Here is a 23,859-nt window from a genome sequence, read left to right on the forward strand (position 1 = left end):
TGAGTCAACTGCGGGAGCCGCACCGGCCAGTCCGATGTACTTTCCGCAAGAAAAAGCCCTCTATTATTGCACAGGCCGGGAATCAGCCCCCGCGACGCATCATGTCGAAGAAGTCCACATTGGTCTTGGTGGCCTTCATGTTCTTGATCATGAGCTCCATCGACTCGATCTCGTCCATGTTGTACATGAACTGGCGCAGGATCCGGGTCTTCTGCAGGATCTCGGGCGCCAGCAGCAGCTCTTCGCGGCGCGTGCCGCTCTTGTTGAGTTCGATGGCGGGGAACACGCGCTTTTCGTACAGGCGGCGGTTCAGGTGAATTTCGCAATTGCCCGTGCCCTTGAATTCTTCAAAGATCACTTCGTCCATGCGGCTGCCGGTATCGACCAGCGCGGTGGCGATGATGGTGAGCGAGCCGCCTTCTTCGACCTTGCGGGCTGCGCCAAAGAAGCGCTTGGGGCGTTGCAGTGCAGCAGCGTCCACACCGCCCGACAGCACCTTGCCGCTGGAAGGAACGACGTTGTTGTAGGCGCGAGCCAGGCGGGTGATGGAGTCCAGCAGGATCACCACGTCTTTCTTCAGCTCGACCAGGCGCTTGGCACGCTCGATCACCATCTCGGCCACGTGCACGTGGCGGGCAGCGGGCTCATCGAAGGTGGAGGCAATGATGTCGCCCTTGACCGTGCGCTGCATTTCGGTCACTTCTTCAGGGCGCTCGTCCACCAGCAGCACCATCAGGTGCACGTCGGGGTTGTTGGCGGTGATGGCGTGGGCGATGTGCTGCATCATCACCGTCTTGCCGCTCTTGGGCGGCGCCACGATCAGCGCGCGCTGGCCGCGACCGATGGGGGCGATGATGTCGATGATGCGGCCGGTGATGTTCTCGTCGCCCTTGATGTCGCGTTCCAGGCGCATCTGCTCCTTGGGGAACAGCGGCGTCAGGTTCTCGAACATCACCTTGTGCTTGTTCTGCTCCGGCGGGCCGCCGTTGACCGAATCCAGCTTGGTCAGGGCAAAGTAGCGCTCGCCGTCCTTGGGCGTGCGCACTTCGCCTTCGATCATGTCGCCGGTGTGCAGATTGAAGCGGCGCACCTGGCTGGGCGAGATGTAGATGTCGTCTGTGCTGGCTGTGAAGCTGGTGTCGGGGCTGCGCAAGAACCCGAAACCGTCGGGCAGGATTTCCAGCACACCATCCGCAAACACCTGCTCACCCGCCTTGGCGCGCTTCTTGATGATGGCAAACATCAACTCCTGCTTGCGCATGCGGCCCGTGTTTTCGATTTCGAGTTCTTCGGCCTGCTTCAGGACTTCAGACACGTGCAGTGCCTTGAGTTCGTTTAAGTGCATGGATTGACTCCTTGGCGGAGCTGGTATGAATCTTGGGGGAGGTGGGCTGATGCCGAATGGGCTGCTGTTTGCAGGTCCGGCTCGCCAGGGATCTTGGTCCGGCTGCCAATGCATGCAGCCCGGTGATCTGTAGGAATTATGACAGGAAAAAATGCGGGGGCTTCAGAGGCGCAACGCCTTGCCTTGCACGGCTGTCCGCTGGTTATTCACCCGCAGGTCTATCGCTCAACGAAAAAAGCCCCAGCGGCGGCGTTGCCGAGGGGCTTTGAGGGGAGTTTAGGCCAGTTGCTGGTCAATGAAGGCGGTCAACTGGGCCTTGCTCATCGCGCCGACCTTGGTGGCGGCCAGTTGGCCGTCCTTGAACAGCATCAAGGTGGGAATGCCGCGAATGCCGAACTTGGCGGGGATCTCGCGGTTTTCGTCCACATTCATCTTCGCGATCTGCAGTTTGCCCTGGTAGGTGCCTGCGACTTCGTCGAGGATGGGGGCAATCATCTTGCAGGGGCCGCACCACTCGGCCCAGTAGTCCACCAGCACGGGGGTGCTTGTTTTCAGCACGTCGGCTTCGAAGCTGGCGTCAGAGACATGTTTGATGAGTTCGCTGGCCATGGCGGATTCCTTGTTTTTGATCAGGTTGGGACCGGTGTACGTATAAAGTCTGGGCATTGTGACAGAAACCAATCCCCCATTCACCGGTATGGCCGGGGCCTGCGACGCTATGACTGTCATAGCGAAAAGCGATGATGGCGCAGGCTGGAGCTTGCACCTGTGGCAACGCACTCTGGCCCAGGTGGCGGCCCATGCCAGTGCCCGGGGCGCTCATCTGGCCCGCACCGTGGTGCTGGTGCCCTATGCCCAGCTCATGCCCTGGGGGCAACGCCTGTGGGGGCAGCAATTCCCGCAGGGCTTTGCTCCGCGTTTCGAGACGACCCGCAACTGGGCGCGCCAGCTGCAGGGTTTTGAGCCGTCGGCCGATGATTTTGCGGGCGACGCTGCGCGCGACACCCTCACGGCCCGCGCCCTGCTGGACCGCGTGGGGCAGGGCGCCCTGCGTGAAATGCTGGCCACGCCACTGCAAGAAGCCGCCGCCCAGCTGGCACCCGCCGTAGCGGCCGTGCCCCCCGCGCAGCGGGCGGCCTGGGGCGATGAGGCCCGCAAACTCCTGACCACTGCGGATGAAGGCAGTAGCCTGCACTACGAAGCCCTGGTAGCGCGTCTGGCGCTGGAATGGGTGCTGGCCTCACGGCACGCCACCGATGTGTTGTTTGAGCCCGGTGTGCGTGAGGTCGTGGATGCGCTGGTGGTGCTGGAGGGCTTTCAGTCAGATGCTTTGCCCCAGGCCCTGTTGGCCCATTGGGGCGAACGGGGCGCTTGCATCAAGCTGCCATCGCTGCTGGAAGACGCTTTGGCGCCACCCCAGCGTGCCTTGCACGCTGCCACCGACGCCGAAGACGAAGCCCACCGCGCAGCCGCCTGTGTCCTCAGCCACATCCGCGATGGCCGGGTGCCTGTTGCGCTGGCGGCCACCGACCGCGCGCTCATTCGCCGTGTGCTGGCCCATCTGGACAGCAGCGGTGTGCTGGTGCGCGATGAAAGTGGATGGATTCTGTCCACCACCCGTGCGGCGTCTCGCGTCATGGCCGCGCTGCAGGCCGCCTCGTGGAATGCCTCGTCCAACGACGTGTTGGACTGGCTCAAGCACACCCCCGCGCTGACGCCGGGCGAGATCAACCAGCTGGAGCAGTGGCTGCGCAAAGGCGTGCTGCAGCACTGGAGCGCAGCCTCCGCTCAGGACCTGAGCACCCAGCCCCACCTGGCCCGCACCGTGGCCACGGTGGAGACCTGGCGCGACACCTTGCGTGCTGCGCTCCCCCTGGCGCAGTGGCTGCCCGCTCTGCGCGCCGTGCTGGAGCAAGCCGGGCAATGGCAGGGCCTGCAGGCCGACCCTGCAGGCATGCGCGTGCTGGCGGCGCTGCGCCTTCAAGACGGCCAGCAAGCGGAGCTGCAAGGCTGGGGCGACAGCGCGGGCCGCCGCATGACGCTGGCGGAGTTCACCCGGTGGGTGAAGGACGTGCTGGAAGCCGGGCGCTACGTGGCCTCGCAGGCCGCTGATGCGCCCGTGGTGGTGTTGCCGCTGCCCCAATTGCTGGGGCGTCCCTTCGCGGCCGCAGTGCTCCCCGGTTGCGATGAGAAACGCCTGCAGGCCGCTCCAGAGCCCACCGGAGACTGGTCCCAGGCCCAGCGCGAGGCCTGGGGTTTGCCCACACGCCAGTCGCTGGAGGCCGCGCAGCGGGCCGCCTGGGCCTATGCCCTGCGCGTGCCCGTGGTGGATGTGCTGTGGCGCACGGGCGACGAAGGAGGTGAGCCTCTGCTGGCCAGTGCCTTGGTGTTGGCACTGCAATTGGATGGCGTAGCCTCATCCGGCGCCGATCACCGCACTGCACGTGATGTGGTGGCAACGCCCACGCTGCGCCCCCTGCCGGTGGGTCAGGCCCTGCCCGTGCGGCAACTCTCGTCCACCGCCTATTCAGACCTGCGCCACTGCCCCTACCGCTTCTTCGCCCAGCGCCAGCTGGGACTGCGCGAGGCCGACGAGCTGGACGCCGAGGTGGACAAGCGCGACTTTGGCAACTGGCTGCATGCGGTGCTGCAGCGCTTTCACGAAGACCTGCGCGATCAGCCCACCGACGACGCGGACGAGCGCAGCGCCCGCATGGACGCCGCCGCTGAAGCCGTCACGCGCCAGCAGCGCCTGCAAGACGGCGACTTTCTGCCCTTTGCCGCAGGCTGGGCGCAGCTGCGCGATGGCTACCTGCACTGGCTGGCCGGGCACGAGGGGCAGGGCGCGATGTTCCGCCAGGCCGAGGTCAAGGCCCGCCAGCCGCTGGGCGACCTGGAGCTGATCGGCACCATCGACCGCATCGACGGCGTCTCCAGCACCGGCGAGCCCACGGTGCTGGTGATCGACTACAAGACCGAAAGCGACAGCGTCACCCGCCAGCGCATCAAGAGCGGGGCGGAAGACACGCAGTTGCCGTTCTACGCCGCTCTGCTGCACCACGACACGCTGCGCGCCGCCTACGTCAATGTGGGCGAACGCGGCGAGACGCAATTGCACGAGCAGGGCGAGGTGGTGCACCTGCGTGATGTGCTCATCGAAGGCATCCAGCACGACATGGCCCGCATTGCCGCGGGTGCGCCGCTGCCCGCGCTGGGCGAAGGCTCGGTGTGCGAGTTCTGCGCCGTGCGCGGCCTGTGCCGCAAAGACTACTGGGCAGATGCCGAACAGGCACCGCCCGCGCCTGAGACGCCATGACCGAGAGCACTCCATCGCCCACCCAGGCCGCTTACGAACACAACGGCCGCCCCGTCTCGCGCGAGGCGTTCTACGCCATCGCCTGCGACCCCGCCCGCAGCGTGGCGGTGGAGGCCTGCGCGGGCGCGGGCAAGACCTGGATGTTGGTGTCGCGCATGCTGCGCGCGCTGCTGGACGGCTGTGCGCCGCACGAAATCCTGGCCATTACCTTCACCAAAAAGGCTGCAGGCGAAATGCGCCAGCGCCTGCAGGAGTGGCTGGAGCAGTTCAGCCACAGGCCGCTCGAAGAACTCACCGCCGAGCTGATTGCTCGCGGAATCAGCCCCCAGTCCGCTCTGGAAAAGCGCGAGGCGCTACAAAATTTGTACCGCCAGCTGCTCGAAGCAGGGCGCCCCGTGCAGATACGCACCTTCCACAGCTGGTTTGCCGCGCTGCTGGGCACGGCCCCGCTGGCGCTGTTGCAGCAGCAAGGCCTGCCCGCGCACTTTGAGTTGCTGGAAGACGATGCCGAGGCCGTGCGCGAGGTCTGGCCGCCTTTCCTGCAGTCCGTGGCCGAGAGCGCCCACCTGCGCGCCGACTACGAAGCCGTGGTGGCCCGCCATGGCAGATCCCAAACGCACAAGGCGCTGGCAGCGGCGCTGGCCAAGCGGGTGGAGTTTGATTTGGCCGACGCGGCGGGCGTGGTGGATGCCTCGGTGCCGCCGTTCCAGCAGGCGTACCCCGACCTGGCCGCGTTGGCCGAGCCCGCCGAGGCCCTGCAGACCGAAGCCGCCCTGCAACGCTGGCGCAGCCGTGCCAGCGCCCTGGGCGCCGAGGCCAACAAGACCCCGCAAAAGGCGGCGGACGCCATCATCGACGCGCTGGCTTGCCCCGACCTGAACCAGCGCCTGGACATGCTGCGCAAAGCCATGTTCGTGGCCAAGGAAGACCGCCTGTCGAAGAACCTGGAGAAGTTCCCCGCCGCGCAAGAGGCCGAGCCCGAGTTGCAGCGCCTGCTGGTGGCCCGCCGCCAGCACGAGGCCTGGCAGCACCAGCAGCGCATGGCCCGGCTGGCGCGTTGCCTGATTGCTCAGTTTGCCGCCGTCAAGCAGCAGCACGGCTGGGTGGATATGAACGATGTGGAGCGCACGGCCCTGGTCATGCTGGCCGACCCCGTCCTTTCCGGCTGGGTGCAGGAGCGACTGGACGCCCGTATTCGCCACCTGCTGGTCGATGAGTTCCAGGACACGAACCCGCTGCAATGGCAGGCGCTGCATGCGTGGCTGGCGGGCTATGCGGGCTCGGGCGGCGGCTCGGCCGCGCCCAGCGTGTTCATCGTGGGTGACCCCAAGCAGAGCATCTACCGCTTTCGCCGCGCTGAGCCGCAGGTGTTCATTGCCGCGCAGGCCTTTGTGCGCGATGGGCTGGGCGGCGACCTTTTGAGCTGCGACCACACGCGCCGCAATGCGCAGGGCGTGATTGCCGCCGTCAACGCCGTCATGGGCCAGGCCCAGGCGCAGCACGAGACCAGCGGCTTTCGCGACCACACCACTGAATCGAAACACACGGGCCAACTGCTGCGCCTGCCCGCCATCACCGATGCGGATGACGACGGCCAAGGCGCAAGCCGCGACCCGCTGGCCTGGCGCGACAGCCTGACCGAACCCCGCCACGAAGCCGAGGAAACCCAGCGCATGCGCGAATGCACGCAGGCCGCCGCCTGGGTGGCCGCGCAGATCGCCAACGGCACGCCGCCCAAAGAGGTGCTGGTGATGGCCCGCAAGCGCGACCGCCTGGCCACCATGCAAGAGGCCCTGCGCGCCCTGCACCTGCCCTGCGTGCAGCCCGAAAAGTCGGACCTGTTCGACGCGCCCGAGGTGCAGGACATGGTGGCGCTGCTGGATGCGCTGGTCTCGCCCACGCACGACCTGTCGCTGGCCCGCGCGCTCAAGTCGCCGCTGTTTGGTTTGGGTGACGATTCCTTGGTGGCCCTGGCCGTGCTGCGCCGCCAGCCTGAGCATGCGGGCTGCAGTTGGTTTGATTTGCTATTGAAAAGTGAGCTGCTACCGCTTGATATGCAAGCGCTAGGGGCTGTTTTGATTCAATACCAGGGCTGGGTGCAGCGCCTGCCGCCGCATGATGCGCTGCACGCCATCTACGAGCACGCTGATGTACTGGCCCGCTTTGCCGCCGCCGCGCCCGCCACCCAGCGCCAGGCGGTGCAGGCCAATCTGCGCGCGCTGCTGGCCGCCGCGTTGCAGCACGACGGGGGCCGCTACCTCACGCCCTATGCGTTTGTGCGGGCCATGAAGAAGGGCGGCGTGCGCGCCCCCGGCCGGGCTGATGCGCAGGCCATCCGCCTGCTGACGGTGCACGGTGCCAAGGGGCTGGAGGCCGACTGCGTGCTGCTGCTGGACACCGACACCCGCCCGCAAAAGGCCGAAACCATGGGCGTGCTGGTGGACTGGCCCGGCGAGCAGCCCGCGCCCTCGGGCTTCATCTTTTTGGCCAGCGAATCCAACCCGCCCCCCAGTGCCGAGTCCACCCTGGCCGCCGAGCAGCAGGCCCGCAGCCGCGAGGAGCTGAACATGCTCTACGTGGCCATGACGCGCGCCAAGCACTGCCTGGCGCTGTCGTCGGTGCAGCCCGGCAACTCGGTCCCCGGCAGCTGGTGGAACCGGCTCGCTCCGCTGGTCACCGAGCTTGATCCGCAAGCCCAGGCCCCGGCGGCGCATGGCGCAGAAGTCTCTGCCCCTGCTGATGTACCGCAAACCTTCACCATCCCCAGCCTGCCCGCGCTGCCCGAGGCGCTGCAAACCGCCCGCGTGCATTCCGCCGCAGGGCTGGAGGGCGATGCACCCGTGGCCATGCCAGGCGATGCGGAATCGACACCGCTGTCGCGCCAAGGCGATGCCATGCACCAGCTGCTGGAGCAGGCCGGTGTGGCCGGTGCACCGCTGGCCGAATTGCGTGCCCACGGCTGGCCCGCCGCACGCCTGGCCCGCTTGGCGATTGACCACGACATCACCCCCGTCGCCGCCGAGCAGGCCGCCCGCATGGCGCAGGCCATTCTGGCGGGCGAGGGCGCCTGGGCGTGGGATGCGGCGCTGATCCAGACCGCCATCAACGAAGCCTCGCTGCACTACCAGGGCCAGAGCCTGCGCATCGACCGGCTGGTGCAGCGCCGCGCCGTGCAGGCTGGTGACCCCTTGGCGGGCTGGTGGGTGCTGGACTACAAAAGCGCCACGCAGCCCCAGCGCCAGCAGGCCTTGGTGGCGCAGTTGGAGCGCTACCGCGAAGCCGTTGGGGCTCTGATGCCGGGCGAGGCCGTGCACGCTGCCTTCCTGACCGGCGATGGGCGTTTGGTGATGGTGGGCGATACGCCGAATGTTGCAGGGGGATCGGTCGCCACGCCGTCTGCGGTGGGGCATACTTCGGCCCCCGCTGCGCCGGTCGCCCCGGTAAAACTCGCACGCGTCCGCACTGCGCCAGGGCCCGAGGATTCACCGCAAGGCTCCTTGTTCTGAGCCGTTTCTTCAACCCTCAGGCAGCGCAACGTTCCTCATTTCAGCAAGGCCCTTCCGTGTCCCACACCCTTTCTCCTTCCGATACACCCACCCTGTCTGCGGAGACCTTGCAGTGCGACGTGGTCGTCATCGGCGGCGGCCCGGCGGGCCTGATGGCTGCTGAGGTGCTGGCCAAGGCGGGTGTGGCCGTGCATGTGTTCGACGCCATGCCTTCGGTGGGCCGCAAGTTTCTGCTGGCGGGCAAGGGCGGGCTCAACCTCACGCACTCCGAACCGCACGAGCCCTTTGTGGGCCGCTATGCCGGGCGCGAGCAGCAGATCGAGCCGCTGGTCCGCGCCTTTGGCGGCCCCGAGCTGCGCGCTTGGGCTGAGGGGCTGGGGGTGGAGACCTTCGTGGGCACATCGGGCCGCGTGTTCCCCGCCGACATGAAGGCCGCGCCCCTGCTGCGCGCCTGGCTGCAGCGCCTGCGTGGGCAGGGGGTGTTGTTCCACATGCGCCACCGTTGGCTGGGCTGGACCGACGAGGGCGCGCTGCGTTTGGCCGCTCCGGCCGGCGAGGTGCGTGTAGCCACCAAGGCCGTGGTGCTCGCACTGGGCGGCGGCAGCTGGGCGCGCCTGGGGTCGGATGGTGCCTGGGTGACGCTGCTGGCCCAGCGCGGGGTGGCGGTGGCGCCGCTGCGCCCGTCCAACTGCGGTTTTGACGTGCTGCGCGTTGATGCCCCGTTGGGCGAAACGCGCCGCGCCTTTCTGCAAGAGCTGCTGGGCCGCACGCCCGCACCCACGGTGGGCTGGACGCCGCATTTTTCCGAGAAGTTTGTGGGCCAGCCTTTCAAGACCGTGGCGCTGAGCTTCACCGACAGCCAAGGCCGCAGCTTCAGCCGCCGGGGCGAGTTTGTGGTCACGGCCACGGGGGTGGAGGGCAGCTTGGTCTATGCCGCGTCGCACCTGCTGCGCGACGAGGTGCAAGCCCAAGGGCACGCAACGTTCCATCTGGACCTGTTGCCCGACCACAGCCCCGAGCGCGTGCTGGTGGAAGTGCGCCACCCGCGCGGATCGCGCTCGCTCTCCAGCCACCTCAAGAGCCGTTTGGGGCTGGATGGCATCAAGGCGGGCATCCTGTACGAGCACCTGGGCAAGGACGGCATGAACGACCCTGTGGCCCTGGCCCACGCGATCAAGGCCTTGCCCATCACCGTGGTGGCTGCGCGCCCGCTGGACGAGGCCATCAGCACGGCGGGTGGTGTGGCGTTTGAGGCGCTGGACGCGCACCTGATGACTACGGCGTTGCCGGGCGTGTTCTGCGCTGGCGAAATGCTGGACTGGGAGGCGCCTACCGGCGGCTATCTGCTCACCGCCAGCATGGCCAGTGGCCGCGTGGCGGGGGAGGGTGCGCTGCAGTGGCTGGGCCGCCCTGCAGGCAAGTGAAAAGAATCGAGGGGCTCTGCCTTTGTCGGCTTTTGGACAGACCAAGCTGACCTGCTGCGGAGCGGGAGCTTTGAAGGAGAGAGAGCTCTTGCGCGACCGCGCAAAAAAGAAGAAGTTGACGAGCCTTACCCCCGGCACTGACTCCACGGTTAGGGCTGCTTGGTTCCCCACCTGACCCGGTTGGCCGCTTCACCATGCGAGGAGGCCCGTCACCGCTGATTGTACGTCGGATGAAGGCCCTGATTTTTCAGTGGCTGTTTTGTTTGCCCTGGCGGTGCCAGGGGCGCCTGGCCCAACCCGTAGAATCGCCCGCATGTCCTACCTCGTGCTCGCCCGCAAGTACCGCCCTCGCAATTTCACCGAGATGGTGGGGCAGGAGCATGTGGTCCAGGCCCTGTCGAATGCGCTGACCCAGCAGCGCCTGCACCACGCCTACCTGTTCACTGGTACGCGCGGTGTGGGCAAGACCACGGTGTCCCGCATTTTGGCCAAGTCGCTCAACTGCCAGGGGCCGGATGGCAACGGTGGCATTACCGCCACGCCCTGCGGCGTATGCCAGGCTTGCACCGACATCGACAGCGGCCGCTTTGTGGACTACACCGAGCTGGACGCGGCCTCCAACCGGGGCGTGGACGAGGTGCAAAGCCTGCTGGAGCAGGCGGTTTACAAGCCGGTGCAGGGGCGCTTCAAGGTCTTCATGATCGACGAAGTGCACATGCTCACCAACACAGCGTTCAACGCCATGCTCAAGACGCTGGAAGAGCCGCCTGAATACCTCAAGTTCGTGCTCGCCACGACCGACCCGCAGAAGGTGCCGGTCACGGTGCTCAGTCGTTGTCTGCAATTCAACCTGCGCCCCATGGCGCCTGAAACCGTCCTCTCGCACCTCACGCAGGTGCTGGCGACCGAGAACGTGCCTGCCGAGCCCCAGGCGCTGCGCCTGCTCTCACGCGCTGCGCGGGGCTCCATGCGCGATGCACTGTCGCTGACCGACCAGGCCATCGCGTTTGGCAGCGGTCAGCTGCAAGAAGCCGGTGTGCGCCAGATGCTGGGCGCGGTGGACCGCTCCTACGTGTTCCGCTTGATTGATGCGCTGGCCCAGGGGGATGGCAAGACCGTGGTCGAAACCTCGGACGCGCTGCGCATGAACGGCCTGTCGGCCGCCTCCACGCTCGAAGAAATGAGTGCCGTGCTGCAGCGCATGGCTGTGTTCCAGGCCGTGCCGCAGATGGCCGGTGCGGTGGATGCCGACGACCCCGAGGCCGCCGAAACCGCGCGCCTGTCAACGCTGATGCCCGCCGACGAAACACAATTGCTCTACAGCCTGTGCCTGCACGGGCGCGGCGAGCTGGGCCTGGCGCCGGATGAGTACGCAGCGCTCACCATGGTGCTGCTGCGCCTGCTGGCCTTCAAGCCGGTCAGCGGTGCAGGTGGCCCTGGCGAATCGGCTGAAAAAAAAACTCTGACGCGGGCTGACGCACCCGTTTCAGGCTCTGTTTCATCAGGTGCAGCAGCTGCGTCAACGATGCCCGGGCGTTCGGCCGCACCGGCTGCGACTCCGCAAGCCTCGTCAGTACCAGCGCCCACAGTTCCGACGCCCGCTCCGGCGGTCGTTCCCGCGTCTGCTGCGGTGGCCCGCTCCGTCCCTGTTGCACCGGATGACCCAGCGGGTGAGTCCATCAACGATTCCGAGCCTCCCCCATGGCCGGGGTCTGATGAGCCCGATGCGGTGGCCACGGCGCCAGATTCCACCGCACCTGCACTGCCCGTGCGTACGCCCGAGAGGCTGGGGCAAATCCCCGGTGCAGCGCCATCCGTCAAATCACAAGGCGCTCCTGAATATGTAGCAATTCCGGTGCGCGAAGCGCCAGAGCCTGGCGAGCGGCTGCAGCCGCTTCCGCTGTCTGCACCCACCCCGGTCTCCGCCCGCTACACGCCCACCGAAGAGGGCGATGTCTGGCACACCACCGTGCAGCAGCTGATAGCAGCCGAAGCGATCACAGCGCTGGTGCGCGAGCTGGCGCTGCAGTCGCAGCTGGTGGCGCGCGATGGGGGGCACTGGCTGCTGCGGGTGGAGCGTGAGTCGCTCAACCAGCCCACGGCGCGCGAGCGCCTGCGCGCTGCGCTGGAGGCGGCCGGCCACGCCACGCAGATCAGCGTCGAGGTGGGTGTGGTCATCGACAGCCCCGCCCGCCGCAATGCCGCTGCCGCGGCCGAGCGCCAGCGCCGCGCCGAGGAAATCGTGCACAACGACCCCTTCGTGCAATCGCTGATGCGGGACTATGGCGCGAGAATCGTGCCGGGCAGCATCAAGCCTGCATGACCGACCCTGAAGCCCTCACAAGCTCTGTTACCCATTCACTAGACTAGAAACCGAAAAGGAAACCACACCATGTTCAACAAAGGACAACTCGCCGGCCTGATGAAGCAAGCCCAGGCCATGCAGGACAACCTGAAAAAGGCCCAGGACGAACTGGCCTTCATTGAAGTCGAAGGCGAATCGGGCGCGGGCCTGGTGAAGGTGGTCATGACCTGCAAGCACGACGTCAAGCGCATCACCATCGACCCCAGCCTGCTGGCCGAAGACAAGGACATGCTGGAAGACCTGGTGGCGGCTGCGTTCAATGCGGCGGTGCGTAAGGCCGAGGAGACTTCGGCAGAGAAGATGGGCAAGCTCACAGCGGGCATGCCAGGACTCCCCGGCGGCATGAAATTCCCTTTCTGAGGGGCTGGCTACCGAGCGGGCGATCTGCGTCGTTGGGCGGTGCTCGGAATCCTCACGTACAGGAAGTACGTTCCGGTTCCTGTGCTCCGGCCGCCTAGCAGCTCATCCCGCTCGCTACGCCCTTGAGGGCGGGGGGGGTGAAAGGCAAGTAGAAACTGGCCCGCGCCCTGACTACCTTTCGGGCGCAGCTTGTCGAAGCCTCGTTCCACATACCGCCAACTCCAATTCTCGGATTGCCTCTCACCCCATGTCCTCCACCAACTCCCTCGATGTTCTGATCCAGGCGCTGCGCCGGCTGCCGGGGGTGGGGGTGAAGTCTGCGCAGCGCATGGCGTTTCATCTGCTGCAGCATGACCGTGAAGGGGCGCTGGCGCTGGCGCGTGCTCTGGGGGAGGCGGTGGGCACCGTGCACCACTGCGCGCGTTGCCATACCTTCACCGAAGCCGAGGTGTGCAGCACCTGCCTGGACCCCGAGCGCGATGCCACGCGGCTGTGTGTGGTCGAGACGCCAGCGGACCAGTCGGCGCTGGAGCGCACGGGCGCCTTCAAGGGGTTGTACTTTGTGCTGATGGGGCGGCTCAGTCCGCTGGATGGGGTGGGGCCGAAGGAGATAGGCCTGCACAAGCTCATGGACCGCGCCACGGACGGCACCGTGCAGGAGGTGATCCTGGCGACCAATTTCAATGCCGAGGGCGAGGCGACTGCCCATGTGATCAGCGAGGCGCTCAAGAGCCGGGGGCTCCATGTCACGCGGCTTGCGCGCGGCGTGCCAGTGGGCAGCGAGCTGGAGTATGTGGACCTGGGCACGATTGCGCATGCGCTGGTGGATCGCCGGTGACCTGGATGTGCCTACCTGCCTGTGAGCCAGTCCGCTGGCTGGCAAAGGTCTGCAGCTAAAATACTCTCAATTTAATAGCTGCCAGTGCTTGTGTTTGCTGCGCTGGGGCCTCAAAAGCATCAAAAAATGAATACCACCCTGCACGTCGCACGGTTTACCGTGGCCTATTGGTGTGTGCTGTTTGCCGCACTGCTGCCGATTGCCTGCGCCTGGCTGGCCAAAAGCGGCAACTTGGGCAAGTCCCGCAAAGAGGGCGGTTTTGACAACCACGACCCGCGCGGCTGGCTCTCGCGGCAGTCCGACTGGCGTGGCCGCGCCAACGCAGCGCAGGCGAACAGCTTTGAAGCGCTGCCATTTTTCATCGGTGCGGTCATCATCGCCCACCTGCTGGGGGCAGGCCAGACGCTGCTGGACTTGCTGGCGCTGCTGTATGTGTTTCTGCGCATCTTCTACGTGATGATGTATGTGGCGGACATGCCAACGGCGCGCAGCGCGGTCTGGGCCGGTGGTTTTCTGGTCAATATCGCCATCCTGTTCATCGGTTACCGTTAGGCGCGCCGGGAGCGTTTTGCACCACCGGTGGTGCCCCGCAGTGGGCGCCTGCACAGGGCGGTACGTAGTAACCCGCAGGGATTCACCCTGATGCGGTTTTGCCTGCGCTGCGGCACGATTGTTGCAATGCAGCATTGTCTTTTTGCCTGATTCCATGTCCTTGCCTCCACTCACCCGCCGCGCCTTTGGCGCCGTTTCTGCCTTGTCGGCGGCTGCGGTGTGGGCGCCTGCCATCGGGGTGCGTGCGCAGACCGATGGCGCGGCGCTGGGGCGGGTGACCGTGGCGGTCGGCGGCCAGGGCGTTCTGTACCACCTGCCGCTGGCGCTGGCCGATGCGCTGGGGTACTTCCGCCTGGAAGGCCTGGACGTGGTGGTGCGGGACTACTCAGCGGGAGCGCTGGCCTGGCAGGCGGTGCAGGACGGTGCGGCCGATGTCTGTTCCGGTGCGTTCGAGCATGTGTTGCGTGCGCAGGCGCGCGGTCATGCCTACCGTGCGCTGGTGGTGCAGGGTCGGGCGCCACAACTGGCGCTTGGTGTGTCCCTGCGGTCGGTACCGGCGTACAAGGATCTGGGCGACCTCGCAGGGCGCAAGGTGGGCGTGTCGTCGGTGGGCTCCTCCACCCACTTGGCCGCCAGCCTGATGCTGATGCGCGCAGGTGTGCCCTTGCGGGAGGTTTCGTTTGTGGGTGTGGGCTCGGGCACCAATGCCATGAACGCGCTGCGTTCCGGCCAGGTGCAGGCGCTGTGCCATGCCGATCCCATCATGACCCTGCTGGAGCAAAAGGCGGACACCCGCATCGTGGGGGACCTGCGCTCGCTCAAGGCCGCGCAGGACATGTTCAGCGGCACGATGCCCGCCAGTTGCCTGTATGCGCCCCAGGCGTTCATCCAGAAGCAGCCTGCCCAGGCCCAGGCCCTGGTCAATGGCGTTGTGCATGCGCTCAAATGGCTGCAGACGGCAGCGCCAGCCGATCTGGTGAAAACGGTACCACCTGCCTATCTGATGGGCGACCGGGGGCTGTACCTGGCGGCGTTCAGCCGCGTGCGTGAGACTTACTCCACCAATGGCCTGATGCCGGACGAAGGCCCTGCCACCGCATTGCGGGTGCTGTCGCGGGTGTTGCCCGAACTGGCCGAGGCCAAGATCGAACTGGCCCGCACCTCCACCAGCGACTTCGTGCGCAAGGCACGCCAGAAGTACAGCGTCTGAAGAATCGCAATTGAGGCGCTGGGGCCTCTGGCATCGACTACAGTGTCAGCCGCCTGCATAGATACCCGCCACTGCACCGCGATCACTCCGCGCCACAGGCATTGCGCAGGCCACGCATGCAGCGCTTGTGCTGTGCCATTCCCGAGCCATTTTTCAAGGACCCATCACCATGTCGCTGAGCCTCAGCATCGGCCCGCTCGTTTCCCTCATCGCAGGCATTCTTATCTTGGTCATGCCGCGCCTGCTCAGCACCATCGTGGCGCTCTACCTCATCATCATGGGCATTTTGGGGTTGTTGGGCATGCACACGCTCCGTTTCTGAGCACGGCCCCAGCCACGCCCAGCCCAGCGATGTCGTGCCAGCCTTCGCGGTCGGCAGGAGCGCGGGTCAGCGGCGCTTGACTTTGGAGGGCGTGCCTCCGCGTCGCGAGGGCGCGGGTGCCTGGCGTTTGGCCGCTGTGGCGACCGAGGCGCGGGCGCTGCTGCCGCTGCGCGCTTGGCCCTGGCGCACCGGCAGGTACACCACAACTTGCTGGCCTACCTTGAATGCGGCGTTCGCCCGCACGTCGTTCCAGTCGGCCACGCTGGCGGCTGCCAGCTTGTAGCGCCGCGCGATGCTGGCCACCGTGTCGCCCTTGCCAGCGCGCACCGTGGTGCGGCGGGTGACGATCTCGGGGGTGAGGCTCAGCTGGCCGTTGTCGGCCAAGTGGGACGACACGTCTTGCCGTGTGGTTGTGGAGCGCGGCACCATCAGGGCCGAGCCCGCCTTGATCAGCATGCGCGGCGGGATGTTGTTCATGCTGCGCAAGTCGGCTTCGCTCATGCCCGCACGCTGGGCCGCTTCGGCCACGCTCATGGTGGTGGGCACGGACCACACGGTCCAGCTGGCGTACTGGCCTTCGCGCTTGGCTTCGAGATTGCGCTGGAACACCTTGGCGTTGTCCCACGGCAGCAAGATTTGTGGTGTGCCTGCCGCCAGGATCACAGGCCGCTTGAACGACGGGTTGAGCGCGCGGAAGTCTTCCTCCCGGATACCTGCCAGCGATGCCACCAGCGACACGTCGATGTCGTGCGTGATGTCCACGGTCTGGAAGTAGGGGTGGTTTTCGATCAGCGGCAACTCGGTGTTGAACGCCTCGGGGTTGGCCACGATGTTCTTCACTGCCTGCAGCTTGGGCACATACATGCGGGTCTCTGCCGGCATGTTCAGGTCGGTATAGCTGGTGCCCAGCCCCAGCTTCTGGTTGCGGGCAATGGCGCGGCCCACGCTGCCTTCGCCCCAGTTGTAGGCAGCCAGGGCCAGGTGCCAGTCGCCAAACATGCCGTAGAGCTTTTGCAGGTAGTCCAGCGCTGCGCGGGTGGACGCCAGCACGTCGCGGCGGTCGTCGCGGAAGGCGTTCTGCTTGAGGTCGAAATAGTTGCCCGTGGCAGGCATGAACTGCCACATGCCTGCGGCCTTGGCGCTCGATACGGCCTGGGGATTGAACGCGCTTTCGATGTACGGCAGCAGTGCCAGCTCGGTGGGCATGCCCCGGCGTTCCAGCTCTTCAACGATGTGGAACAGGTATTTGCTGGACCGCTCCGTCATGCGCTGCATGTAGTCAGGACGGGTGGCATACCACTGCTCGCGGTCCTGCACCAGCTCGTGCTGCAGGTCGGGCATGGCAAAGCCGCGCCGGATGCGGTCCCACAGGTCGGCCGGGGCCGACAGCGACGCCACCTCGCCACTCGCGGCTTGCGCGGCGGTGATGGGTTTGAGCGGGCCGTTGGGGATGACAGGAGTGTGGGGGGCGGCAGGGGCTTTGGTGCTGGTGGTGCTGCCGCCAGCAGCGGCCTGGTCGGGCACTGAACCCGTGGTGGCGCAACCTGTCAGCCACAAAAGGCCAGCCAGGCAGGCAATGTGCAAAATTTTCATCGGAACTCGTTTTTCCATTGACGCAGCGCGGCCAGCACCGCTACAGCGTCGTCAAGGGGCACCTGCGCGTCGTAGCCCTGGGCGGCTTGTGCCACCTGGCCCTGCCGCACGCGCAGAAAGGGGTTGATGTCTCGCTCCAGTGCCATCTGCGAGGGCAGGGTGGGCTGGTTCTGGGCCCGCAAGGCCTCGCATTGGCTGCTGTAGTGGAGCAGGGCGGCGTTGCCAGGTTCCACGGCACGTGCAAACTTCAGGTTCGACAGGGTGTACTCGTGGGTGCAGCACACCCGGGTGTTGCCGGGCAGCGCAGCCAGCCGGTCCAGCGAGTCCAGCATCTGCGCAGGCGTGCCTTCAAACAGTCGCCCGCAGCCGCCCGAGAACAGCGTATCTCCGCAGAACAGCAGGGGCGCGCCGTCCATGTCGGCGCAGTAGTAGGCGATGTGGCCGGCCGTATGCCCCGGCACATCGATGACCTGGAACTGCAGCCCCAGCGCGTCAACGGTGTCGCCCTGCGCCAGCCGCACCAGCGGCTCGGGCATGCGCTCCCGTGCAGGGCCATACACCTGTGCGCCAGTGGCGGCGCGCAGGGCATCGACTCCACCGACATGATCGGCATGGTGGTGCGTGACTAGAATGGCCTGCAATGTCAGGCCCCAGCGGTGCAAGGCCTGCTCCACCGGCGCGGCTTCTCCCGGGTCCACCACGATGGCCTGGCGGCCGTCGTGCAGCATCCAGATGTAGTTGTCGGTAAAGGCGGGCAGCGGTAGCAAGTTCATGAGCGATCAAATTATAGGTTTGCACCACTGGTTCGACTCCCCCCCCGGCCGCTACCTGCTCGCTTGGGAACAGGCGCGCTTTGACGAGGCGGTGGCCAACATTTTTGGCTACCACAGCCTGCAGCTCGGTATGCCGCTGCTGGACGGCCTGCGTGCCAACCGCATGCCCCACCAATGGCTGGCCATGGGCCAGGAGGCGGTGGAAGGTTCCATCGCCTTTGTGGAGATTGGAGGGGACGATGGCTCGCTGCAGCGTCGCGCGGTGGACCTGCTCACCGAGCCCGTGGCATTGCCTTTCCCGGCTGCCAGTCTGGACTTGCTGGTGCTGCCTCACACGCTGGAGTTGAGCATCGACCCCCATGCCGCGCTGCGTGAAGTGGAACGGGTGCTGGTGCCCGAGGGGCGCGTGGTCATCAGCGGCCTGAACCCCACCAGCCTGTGGGGCCTGCGGCAGCGGCGTGCGCGGCTGTACCAGCGCCTGGGGCGGGGCAACCTGTATCTGCCCGACGTGGGCGAGTTCATTGGTTACCGCCGGCTGCGCGATTGGCTGCGGCTTTTGAACTTCGAAGTCGAATCGGCCCGTTTTGGCTGTTATCGTCCAGCGGTGCGCACTGCGCACTGGCTGGAGCGTTTTGGCTGGATGGACCCTCTGGGTGAAAGGTGGTGGCCCATCCTGGGTGCCGCGTATTTCCTGGTGGCCGTCAAACGGGTGCATGGCATGCGTTTGCTGGAGCCCGCCTGGCGCACCCACCGCCAGCGTGCGGCGGGCACCGTGCCCATCGCCAACCGGGCGTCACAACACGGGGTGAGTTCCTCGCGGACCGCCCCGCCGGCAGCCCGGCGCAAGTCTTGAGCCCATTCGTATCCGGTTGCCCGGCAGATCCATCCCCGGTGCTGCAACCATCCATCACATTGTCAGGAACAGAGTTTGAACCAGGTAGAGATTTACACCGATGGCGCCTGCAAGGGCAACCCCGGCCCCGGCGGATGGGGCGTGTTGCTGCGCTCCGGCGCTACTGAAAAAGAGCTGTTCGGTGGCGAACTGGGCACCACCAACAACCGCATGGAGCTGATGGCGGTGATTGAAGCGCTCTCGGCCCTGAAGCGCCCCTGTGCCGTGACGCTGTACCTGGACAGCGAGTACGTGCGCAAGGGCATCACCGAGTGGATCCATGGCTGGAAGGCCAAGGGCTGGCGCACCGCCTCCAAGCAGCCTGTCAAGAACGTGGAGCTGTGGCAGCGGCTGGATGCGCTGGTCAGCACCGGCGGTCACCGCATAGAGTGGCGCTGGGTGAAGGGGCACTCGGGCGACCCGGGGAACGAGCGCGCCGACGCGTTGGCCAACCGGGGCGTGGACCAGGCCCTGGGCCGCAGGTAGCCCAACGCTGATGCAGCATGCAGTACAAGCCTCTTCGGAGGCTTTTTTCATGCCCGTGCCGGAGACTGCCGGTACCGGTAGCGGCCAATGCTCTGGGATATTGCGGCGGGTGGCAGCGGCTGCATACACCCACTGTTACATTGTGTGACTGTGCTCCCACCTCAACGGATTGACTGACCCATGGCGTCCAAGAACAAGTACCTCGTTTTCGCTGTCATTGGCATCGCGGCTGCATCGGGTGCTGCCTGGTGGTTGCAGAAACCTGCCCAGCCACCGCAGCGTGTCGAGGCCGGGGCGAGCGGGACGGGTACACCTGCTGGCGGTGGTGCCGCTGCGGGGGCCGGCCGCCCCGTGGCCGTGGAGGCCGTGACCGTGCGGAAGATGGCGCTGCGCGACGATGCCGAAGCCGTGGGCAGCCTGAAGTCACGTCAGAGCGTCATGCTGCGCCCCGAGGTGGGGGGGCGCATCACCCAGCTGAACTTTCACGATGGCCAGCGCGTGCGGCGTGGGCAGGTGCTGGTCCAGCTGGACGATCAGTTGCCCCGTGCGCAGATTCAGCAAAGCCAGGCCGAGTTGTCGATTGCGCAGGCCAACCACAAGCGCAACCAGGAGCTGGTGGCCCAGGGTTTTATCAGCCAACGCTCTGTGGATGAGAGTGCTGCCAACCTGGAAGTGGCCCAGGCCAAGCTGGCGCTGGCCAAGGCCACCGCCCAGCGCCTCAAGATCGTGGCCCCGTTCGATGGCATTGCGGGCATTCGGGGCGTCAACGTGGGCGACTACCTCAAGGACGGGGCCGACATCGTCAACATTGAAGACCTCGATGCGGTATACGTGGACTTCCGTCTGCCCGAGCGGCTGCAGAGCAAGGTGCGCCCGGGCCAGACCGCACAGGTCACGTTTGATGCACTGCCGGGCGTGGGCTACGCCGCCCTGGTGCAGGCCATCAGCCCGCAGATCGATGCGGATGGGCGGGCCATTGCGGTGCGCGGCTGCATCGACAACCGCCGACTGCAATTGCGCCCCGGCATGTTCGCGCGGGTGACGACCGTGTTCTCCGAACGCAGCGATGCGCGCGTGGTGCCCGAAGAAGCCATCGTGCCCGACGGCTCCAGCCCCTATGTGCTCAAGGTGGTGGAGGGCAAGGAGCCCGGCAGCAAGGTGACGCGCCGCACCCCGGTGCAGCTGGGCGTGCGCTCGCCCGGATGGGTGGAGATTCTGGACGGCCTGAGCGCTGGTGACCTGGTGGTCACGGCGGGCCAGCAGCGCATCCGCAAGGACGGCACCGAGGTGCGCGTGGTGGAACTGGGCAAGCAGGGCAACGGTGGCGCGGCGGCCGCAGCCGCGCGCCCGGCGTCGGGCGCTTCAGGGGCTGCGGGTGGGGTGGGACCAAAGGCTGCAGCAGTGGCCGATGCGCCTGCGCCGAGCACCTCTGCGGCGCCGGCATCTTCATCTCCCGTTACAGCCCCCTCGGTGCCGAGCGCGATGGCGGTTCGCAGTGAGGCCCAACCCCTGCCAGGTGCCAACCCTTGTCAGCCGACTGGAAGCTCGACCCGATCAATAGCCCCGGGCCACCGTGCGCCTGTCTGACGGGCTGCCTGTCGTCACCCTCTGATGCCTACGGACTGCCATGCAACTCGCTGAAATATCGATCCGCCGGCCGGTGTTTGCCACCGTGCTGTCGCTGCTGGTGCTGCTGATTGGTGCGGTGAGCTTCACGCGCCTGTCGGTGCGCGAATACCCCAAGATCGACGAACCCGTGGTCACCGTCAGCGTGCGTTACGCGGGCGCGTCGGCCGAGGTGATCGAATCGCAGGTCACCAAGCCGCTCGAAGACTCCATCGCCGGTATCGACGCCGTGGATGTGATCACCTCCATCAGCCGGGCCGAGCAAAGCCAGATCAGCGTGCGCTTTCGGCTGGAGAAGGATGCCGACAACGCGGCAGCCGAAGTGCGCGACCGCACGGCCCGTGTGCGCAACCGCCTGCCACTCGCGGTGGACGAGCCCGTGATTGCCAAGGTCGAGGCCGACGCCTCGCCCGTGATGTGGCTGGCCTTTAGCAGCGACACGCGCACCCCGCTGGAGGTCAACGACCTCATCAACCGCATCGTCAAGCCCCGCCTGCAGACCGTGACCGGTGTGGCTGACGTGCCGATTTACGGCGAGCGCAAATACGCCATGCGGGTGTGGCTGGACCCCGAACGCATGGCCGGTTATCGCCTGACCACGCAGGACGTGGAAGACGCCATCCGCCGCAACAACCTGGAGCTGCCCGCGGGCCGCATCGAGTCGCAACAGCGCGAGTTCAGCGTGACCTCGCAGACCGACCTCAAAACTCCGGCCCAGTTTTCCGACATCGTGATCCGCACGGTCAACGGGTTTTCAGTGCGCGTGCGTGATGTGGCCCGGGTTGAAGAAGGCCCTGCCAGCGACCGCAGCCGCGTGCGGCTCAATGGCCGCGATGCGATCTCGGTGGGTGTGATCCGCCAGGCCACGGCCAACCCGCTGGAGCTGTCCAAAGGCGTGCGCGCCATGATCCCCCTGCTCAAGGCCGACCTGCCGCCAGACATCGGCATCGACATTGCCAACGACAACTCGCTGTTCATCGACCGCTCCATCAAGAGCGTGTACTCCACCATCATCGAGGCCGTGGTGCTGGTCGCCCTGGTGATCTTTGTGTTCTTGCGCACGTTCCGTGCGTCCATCATTCCCATCATCACCATCCCGGTCAGCCTGGTGGGCAGTTTTGCGCTGATGTCGCTGGCCGGCTTTTCGATCAACACGCTCACGCTGCTGGCGCTGGTGCTGGCCATTGGCCTGGTGGTGGACGACGCCATCGTGATGCTGGAGAACATCTACCGCCACATCGAAGAGGGGCTCGACCCGTTTTCTGCAGCCATCAAGGGCGCACGCGAAATCGGCTTTGCCATCGTTGCCATGACGCTCACGCTGGTGGCGGTGTATGCGCCACTCGCATTCACACCCGGCCGCACGGGGCGCTTGTTCGTGGAGTTTGCGCTGGCGCTGGCCGGGGCCGTGGTGGTGTCGGGCTTTGTGGCGTTGACGCTCTCGCCCATGATGTGTTCGCTGCTGCTCAAGCACAACCCGAATCCCAATTGGTTTGACCGCTCCATGGAGCGTTGGCTCACCGCACTCTCGGATGCCTATGGCCGCCTGCTGCGCTGGATCGTCACGGCCCGCTGGGGTGGTGCGGGCGCGGGGCGCAGTGGCGTGCGGGGTGCGCTGTTCCAGGCCCGCTGGATCGTGCTGGGCGTTATGGCCCTGAGCGGCGCGGCGCTGGTGCTGGTGTTCCCCAGCATGCGGCAGGAGCTGTCGCCGCTGGAAGACCGGGGCACCATTTTGGCCAGTGTGACCGCGCCCGACGGTGCCACGCTGGACTACACCAACCGCTATGCACTGGAGCTGGAAAAGATCGGCAACACCTACCCCGAATTCGACCGCGTGTTCGCCAACATCGGCAACCCCACGGTGGCGCAAGGCAGCGTGATCTACCGTACCGTCGACTGGGAAAAGCGCGACCGCACCACGCTGGCCCTGGCCAAGGAGCTGCAGCCCAAGGTGGCGGGCCTGCCCGGCGTGAATGCCTTCCTGATCACGCCGCCATCGTTGGGCCAGGGCTTTCGCTCGCGGCCACTCACCTACGTGATCCAGACCTCGGACAGCTACGAAAACCTGAGTAAGGTGGTGGCTGCCTTCATGGCCGAGATTGCGCAGAACCCCGGCATCGTGTCCCCTGACGTGGACCTGCGCCTGAACAAGCCAGAGCTGCGCATCGAGGTCAACCGTGAACGCGCCGCCGACCTGGGCGTGAGCGTGGAAGTGGTGGCCAAGGCCATCGAGACTATGCTGGGCGGCCGCACCGTCACACGTTACAAGCGCGATGCCGAGCAGTACGACGTGATCGTGCAGACCGAGGCGCGGGGCCGCACCACGCCCGAGAACATCGACACCATCTATGTGCGCGGCCGCAACGACGCGATGATCCCGCTGACCAGCCTGGTCAACGTGCGCGAAAGCGTGAGCCCGCGCGAGCTGAACCACTTTGGTCAGCGCCGCTCGGCCACCATCACGGCCAACCTGTCGTCCGACTACTCGCTGGGCCAGGCCATCACCTTCATGAACGAGACGGCGGCCAAGGTGCTCAAGCCCGGCTACACCACCGACCTGAACGACACCTCGCGGGAGTTCAAGAACTCGCAAGGCGCGCTGGGCGTGGTGTTTGTGCTGGCGCTGGTGTTCATCTTCCTGGTGCTTGCCGCACAGTTCGAAAGCTTCATCGACCCGCTGGTCATCATGGTGTCGGTGCCGCTGTCGATGATCGGTGCGCTGCTGGCGCTCAAGTGGAGCGGCGGCTCGCTCAACGTCTATTCGCAGATCGGGCTGATCACGCTGGTGGGCCTGATCACCAAACACGGCATCCTGATCGTGGAGTTCACCAACCAGCTGCGCGAAGAGGGCATGGAGATGGTGGACGCGCTGGTCAAGGCCTCGGCCCAGCGCCTGCGCCCCATCCTGATGACCACGGGTGCCATGGTGCTCGGAGCCATCCCCCTGGCACTGGCCACGGGTGCTGGCGCCGAAACGCGCACACAGATCGGCTGGGTGATTGTGGGTGGCATGTCGCTGGGCACGCTGCTCACCATTTTTGTGGTGCCCACCATGTACACGTTGTTCGCCCGCAAGGCGGTGCCGGGGGCCAACACTGCGGTGGCGGTGGACGCGCCGGCACACCCGCTGCACCCGCACGACTATGTGGCCAAGTAACTTTCAATAGGGGGCGGGCTGACAAGCCGTGCGGCTAAAGCCATCAAAGCAATACAACACAAGAAAGGGGCCCGTGGGGCCCTTTCTGCTTTTC

At 66.2% G+C, this 23,859-nt stretch carries 17 protein-coding genes and 1 other RNA gene; 13 read left to right on the forward strand and 5 right to left on the reverse strand.

Annotated elements, in window-relative coordinates:
• Positions 1-82: 82 nt before the first annotated feature.
• Together rho and trxA are read right to left on the reverse strand one after the other, a co-directional pair.
• Positions 83-1,345 (reverse strand): transcription termination factor Rho, encoded by a 1,263-nt coding sequence (rho, locus tag ACODSU_RS18715; protein ID WP_060987513.1) that lies wholly within the window; start codon positions 1,343-1,345, stop codon positions 83-85.
• Positions 1,346-1,621: 276 nt separating this feature from the next.
• Complete coding sequence (gene trxA, locus ACODSU_RS18720; protein WP_295941403.1) at positions 1,622-1,954, reverse strand: thioredoxin TrxA; 333 nt, start codon at positions 1,952-1,954, stop codon at positions 1,622-1,624.
• 109 nt (positions 1,955-2,063) lie between these two features.
• On the opposite strand from trxA, the gene ACODSU_RS18725 reads away from it, so the two are divergent.
• From ACODSU_RS18725 to ACODSU_RS18735, 3 genes are all read left to right on the forward strand, one after another.
• Positions 2,064-4,661 (forward strand): PD-(D/E)XK nuclease family protein, encoded by a 2,598-nt coding sequence (locus ACODSU_RS18725; RefSeq protein ID WP_488843874.1) that lies wholly within the window; start codon positions 2,064-2,066, stop codon positions 4,659-4,661.
• Entirely contained in the window at positions 4,658-8,167 is a 3,510-nt protein-coding gene (locus ACODSU_RS18730) for a UvrD-helicase domain-containing protein (protein WP_488843876.1), read from the forward strand. Before ACODSU_RS18725 ends, ACODSU_RS18730 begins: the two co-directional genes overlap by 4 nt.
• 92 nt (positions 8,168-8,259) lie before the next feature.
• Positions 8,260-9,591, forward strand: a complete 1,332-nt coding sequence (locus ACODSU_RS18735) for a TIGR03862 family flavoprotein (protein ID WP_488843944.1) — start codon at positions 8,260-8,262, stop codon at positions 9,589-9,591.
• 114 nt (positions 9,592-9,705) lie between these two features.
• On the opposite strand, the gene ffs is transcribed toward ACODSU_RS18735, so the two are convergent.
• Positions 9,706-9,802, reverse strand: an RNA gene (gene ffs, locus ACODSU_RS18740) — signal recognition particle sRNA small type.
• A gap of 102 nt (positions 9,803-9,904) precedes the next feature.
• On the opposite strand from ffs, the gene dnaX reads away from it, so the two are divergent.
• The 6 genes from dnaX to ACODSU_RS18770 all read left to right on the forward strand — a co-directional run bounded on the left by dnaX (position 9,905) and on the right by ACODSU_RS18770 (position 15,238).
• Positions 9,905-11,914, forward strand: a complete 2,010-nt coding sequence (gene dnaX / locus ACODSU_RS18745; protein ID WP_488843878.1) for a DNA polymerase III subunit gamma/tau — start codon at positions 9,905-9,907, stop codon at positions 11,912-11,914.
• A 69-nt stretch (positions 11,915-11,983) separates the two neighbouring features.
• A complete protein-coding gene (locus tag ACODSU_RS18750) occupies positions 11,984-12,316 on the forward strand; it encodes a YbaB/EbfC family nucleoid-associated protein (protein WP_015013601.1) in 333 nt (110 codons plus the stop codon).
• A 247-nt stretch (positions 12,317-12,563) separates the two neighbouring features.
• Positions 12,564-13,154 (forward strand): recombination mediator RecR, encoded by a 591-nt coding sequence (recR, locus tag ACODSU_RS18755; RefSeq protein WP_476017846.1) that lies wholly within the window; start codon positions 12,564-12,566, stop codon positions 13,152-13,154.
• Positions 13,155-13,280: 126 nt separating this feature from the next.
• Entirely contained in the window at positions 13,281-13,706 is a 426-nt protein-coding gene (locus tag ACODSU_RS18760) for an MAPEG family protein (RefSeq protein WP_015013603.1), read from the forward strand.
• 154 nt (positions 13,707-13,860) lie between these two features.
• Positions 13,861-14,916: an ABC transporter substrate-binding protein gene (locus ACODSU_RS18765; protein WP_422849275.1), complete on the forward strand. Its 1,056-nt coding sequence runs from the start codon at positions 13,861-13,863 to the stop codon at positions 14,914-14,916.
• Between the two features lie 169 nt (positions 14,917-15,085).
• Entirely contained in the window at positions 15,086-15,238 is a 153-nt protein-coding gene (locus tag ACODSU_RS18770) for a DUF3096 domain-containing protein (RefSeq protein ID WP_015013605.1), read from the forward strand.
• Between the two features lie 66 nt (positions 15,239-15,304).
• On the opposite strand, the gene ACODSU_RS18775 is transcribed toward ACODSU_RS18770, so the two are convergent.
• Positions 15,305-16,831 carry a transglycosylase SLT domain-containing protein gene (locus ACODSU_RS18775; RefSeq protein WP_209820410.1) on the reverse strand — a complete coding sequence of 509 codons (1,527 nt, stop codon included), beginning with the start codon at positions 16,829-16,831 and terminating at the stop codon, positions 15,305-15,307.
• Positions 16,828-17,604, reverse strand: coding sequence for a hydroxyacylglutathione hydrolase (gene gloB / locus ACODSU_RS18780; RefSeq protein ID WP_488843881.1), 777 nt, complete (start codon positions 17,602-17,604; stop codon positions 16,828-16,830). The genes ACODSU_RS18775 and gloB overlap by 4 nt, the downstream gene beginning before the upstream one ends.
• Between gloB and ACODSU_RS18785 the strand changes: the two genes are divergently transcribed.
• The 4 genes from ACODSU_RS18785 to ACODSU_RS18800 all read left to right on the forward strand — a co-directional run bounded on the left by ACODSU_RS18785 (position 17,603) and on the right by ACODSU_RS18800 (position 23,765).
• Entirely contained in the window at positions 17,603-18,457 is an 855-nt protein-coding gene (locus tag ACODSU_RS18785; RefSeq protein WP_488843883.1) for a class I SAM-dependent methyltransferase, read from the forward strand. The two genes, gloB and ACODSU_RS18785, sit on opposite strands and share 2 nt — an antisense overlap.
• A gap of 75 nt (positions 18,458-18,532) precedes the next feature.
• Entirely contained in the window at positions 18,533-18,982 is a 450-nt protein-coding gene (rnhA, locus tag ACODSU_RS18790) for a ribonuclease HI (protein ID WP_015013609.1), read from the forward strand.
• 180 nt (positions 18,983-19,162) lie between these two features.
• Positions 19,163-20,569, forward strand: coding sequence for an efflux RND transporter periplasmic adaptor subunit (locus ACODSU_RS18795; protein ID WP_488843886.1), 1,407 nt, complete (start codon positions 19,163-19,165; stop codon positions 20,567-20,569).
• 40 nt (positions 20,570-20,609) lie between these two features.
• Entirely contained in the window at positions 20,610-23,765 is a 3,156-nt protein-coding gene (locus ACODSU_RS18800) for an efflux RND transporter permease subunit (RefSeq protein ID WP_488843888.1), read from the forward strand.
• Positions 23,766-23,859 lie beyond the last annotated feature (94 nt).

This window comes from Acidovorax sp. FG48 (genome assembly GCF_057809085.1).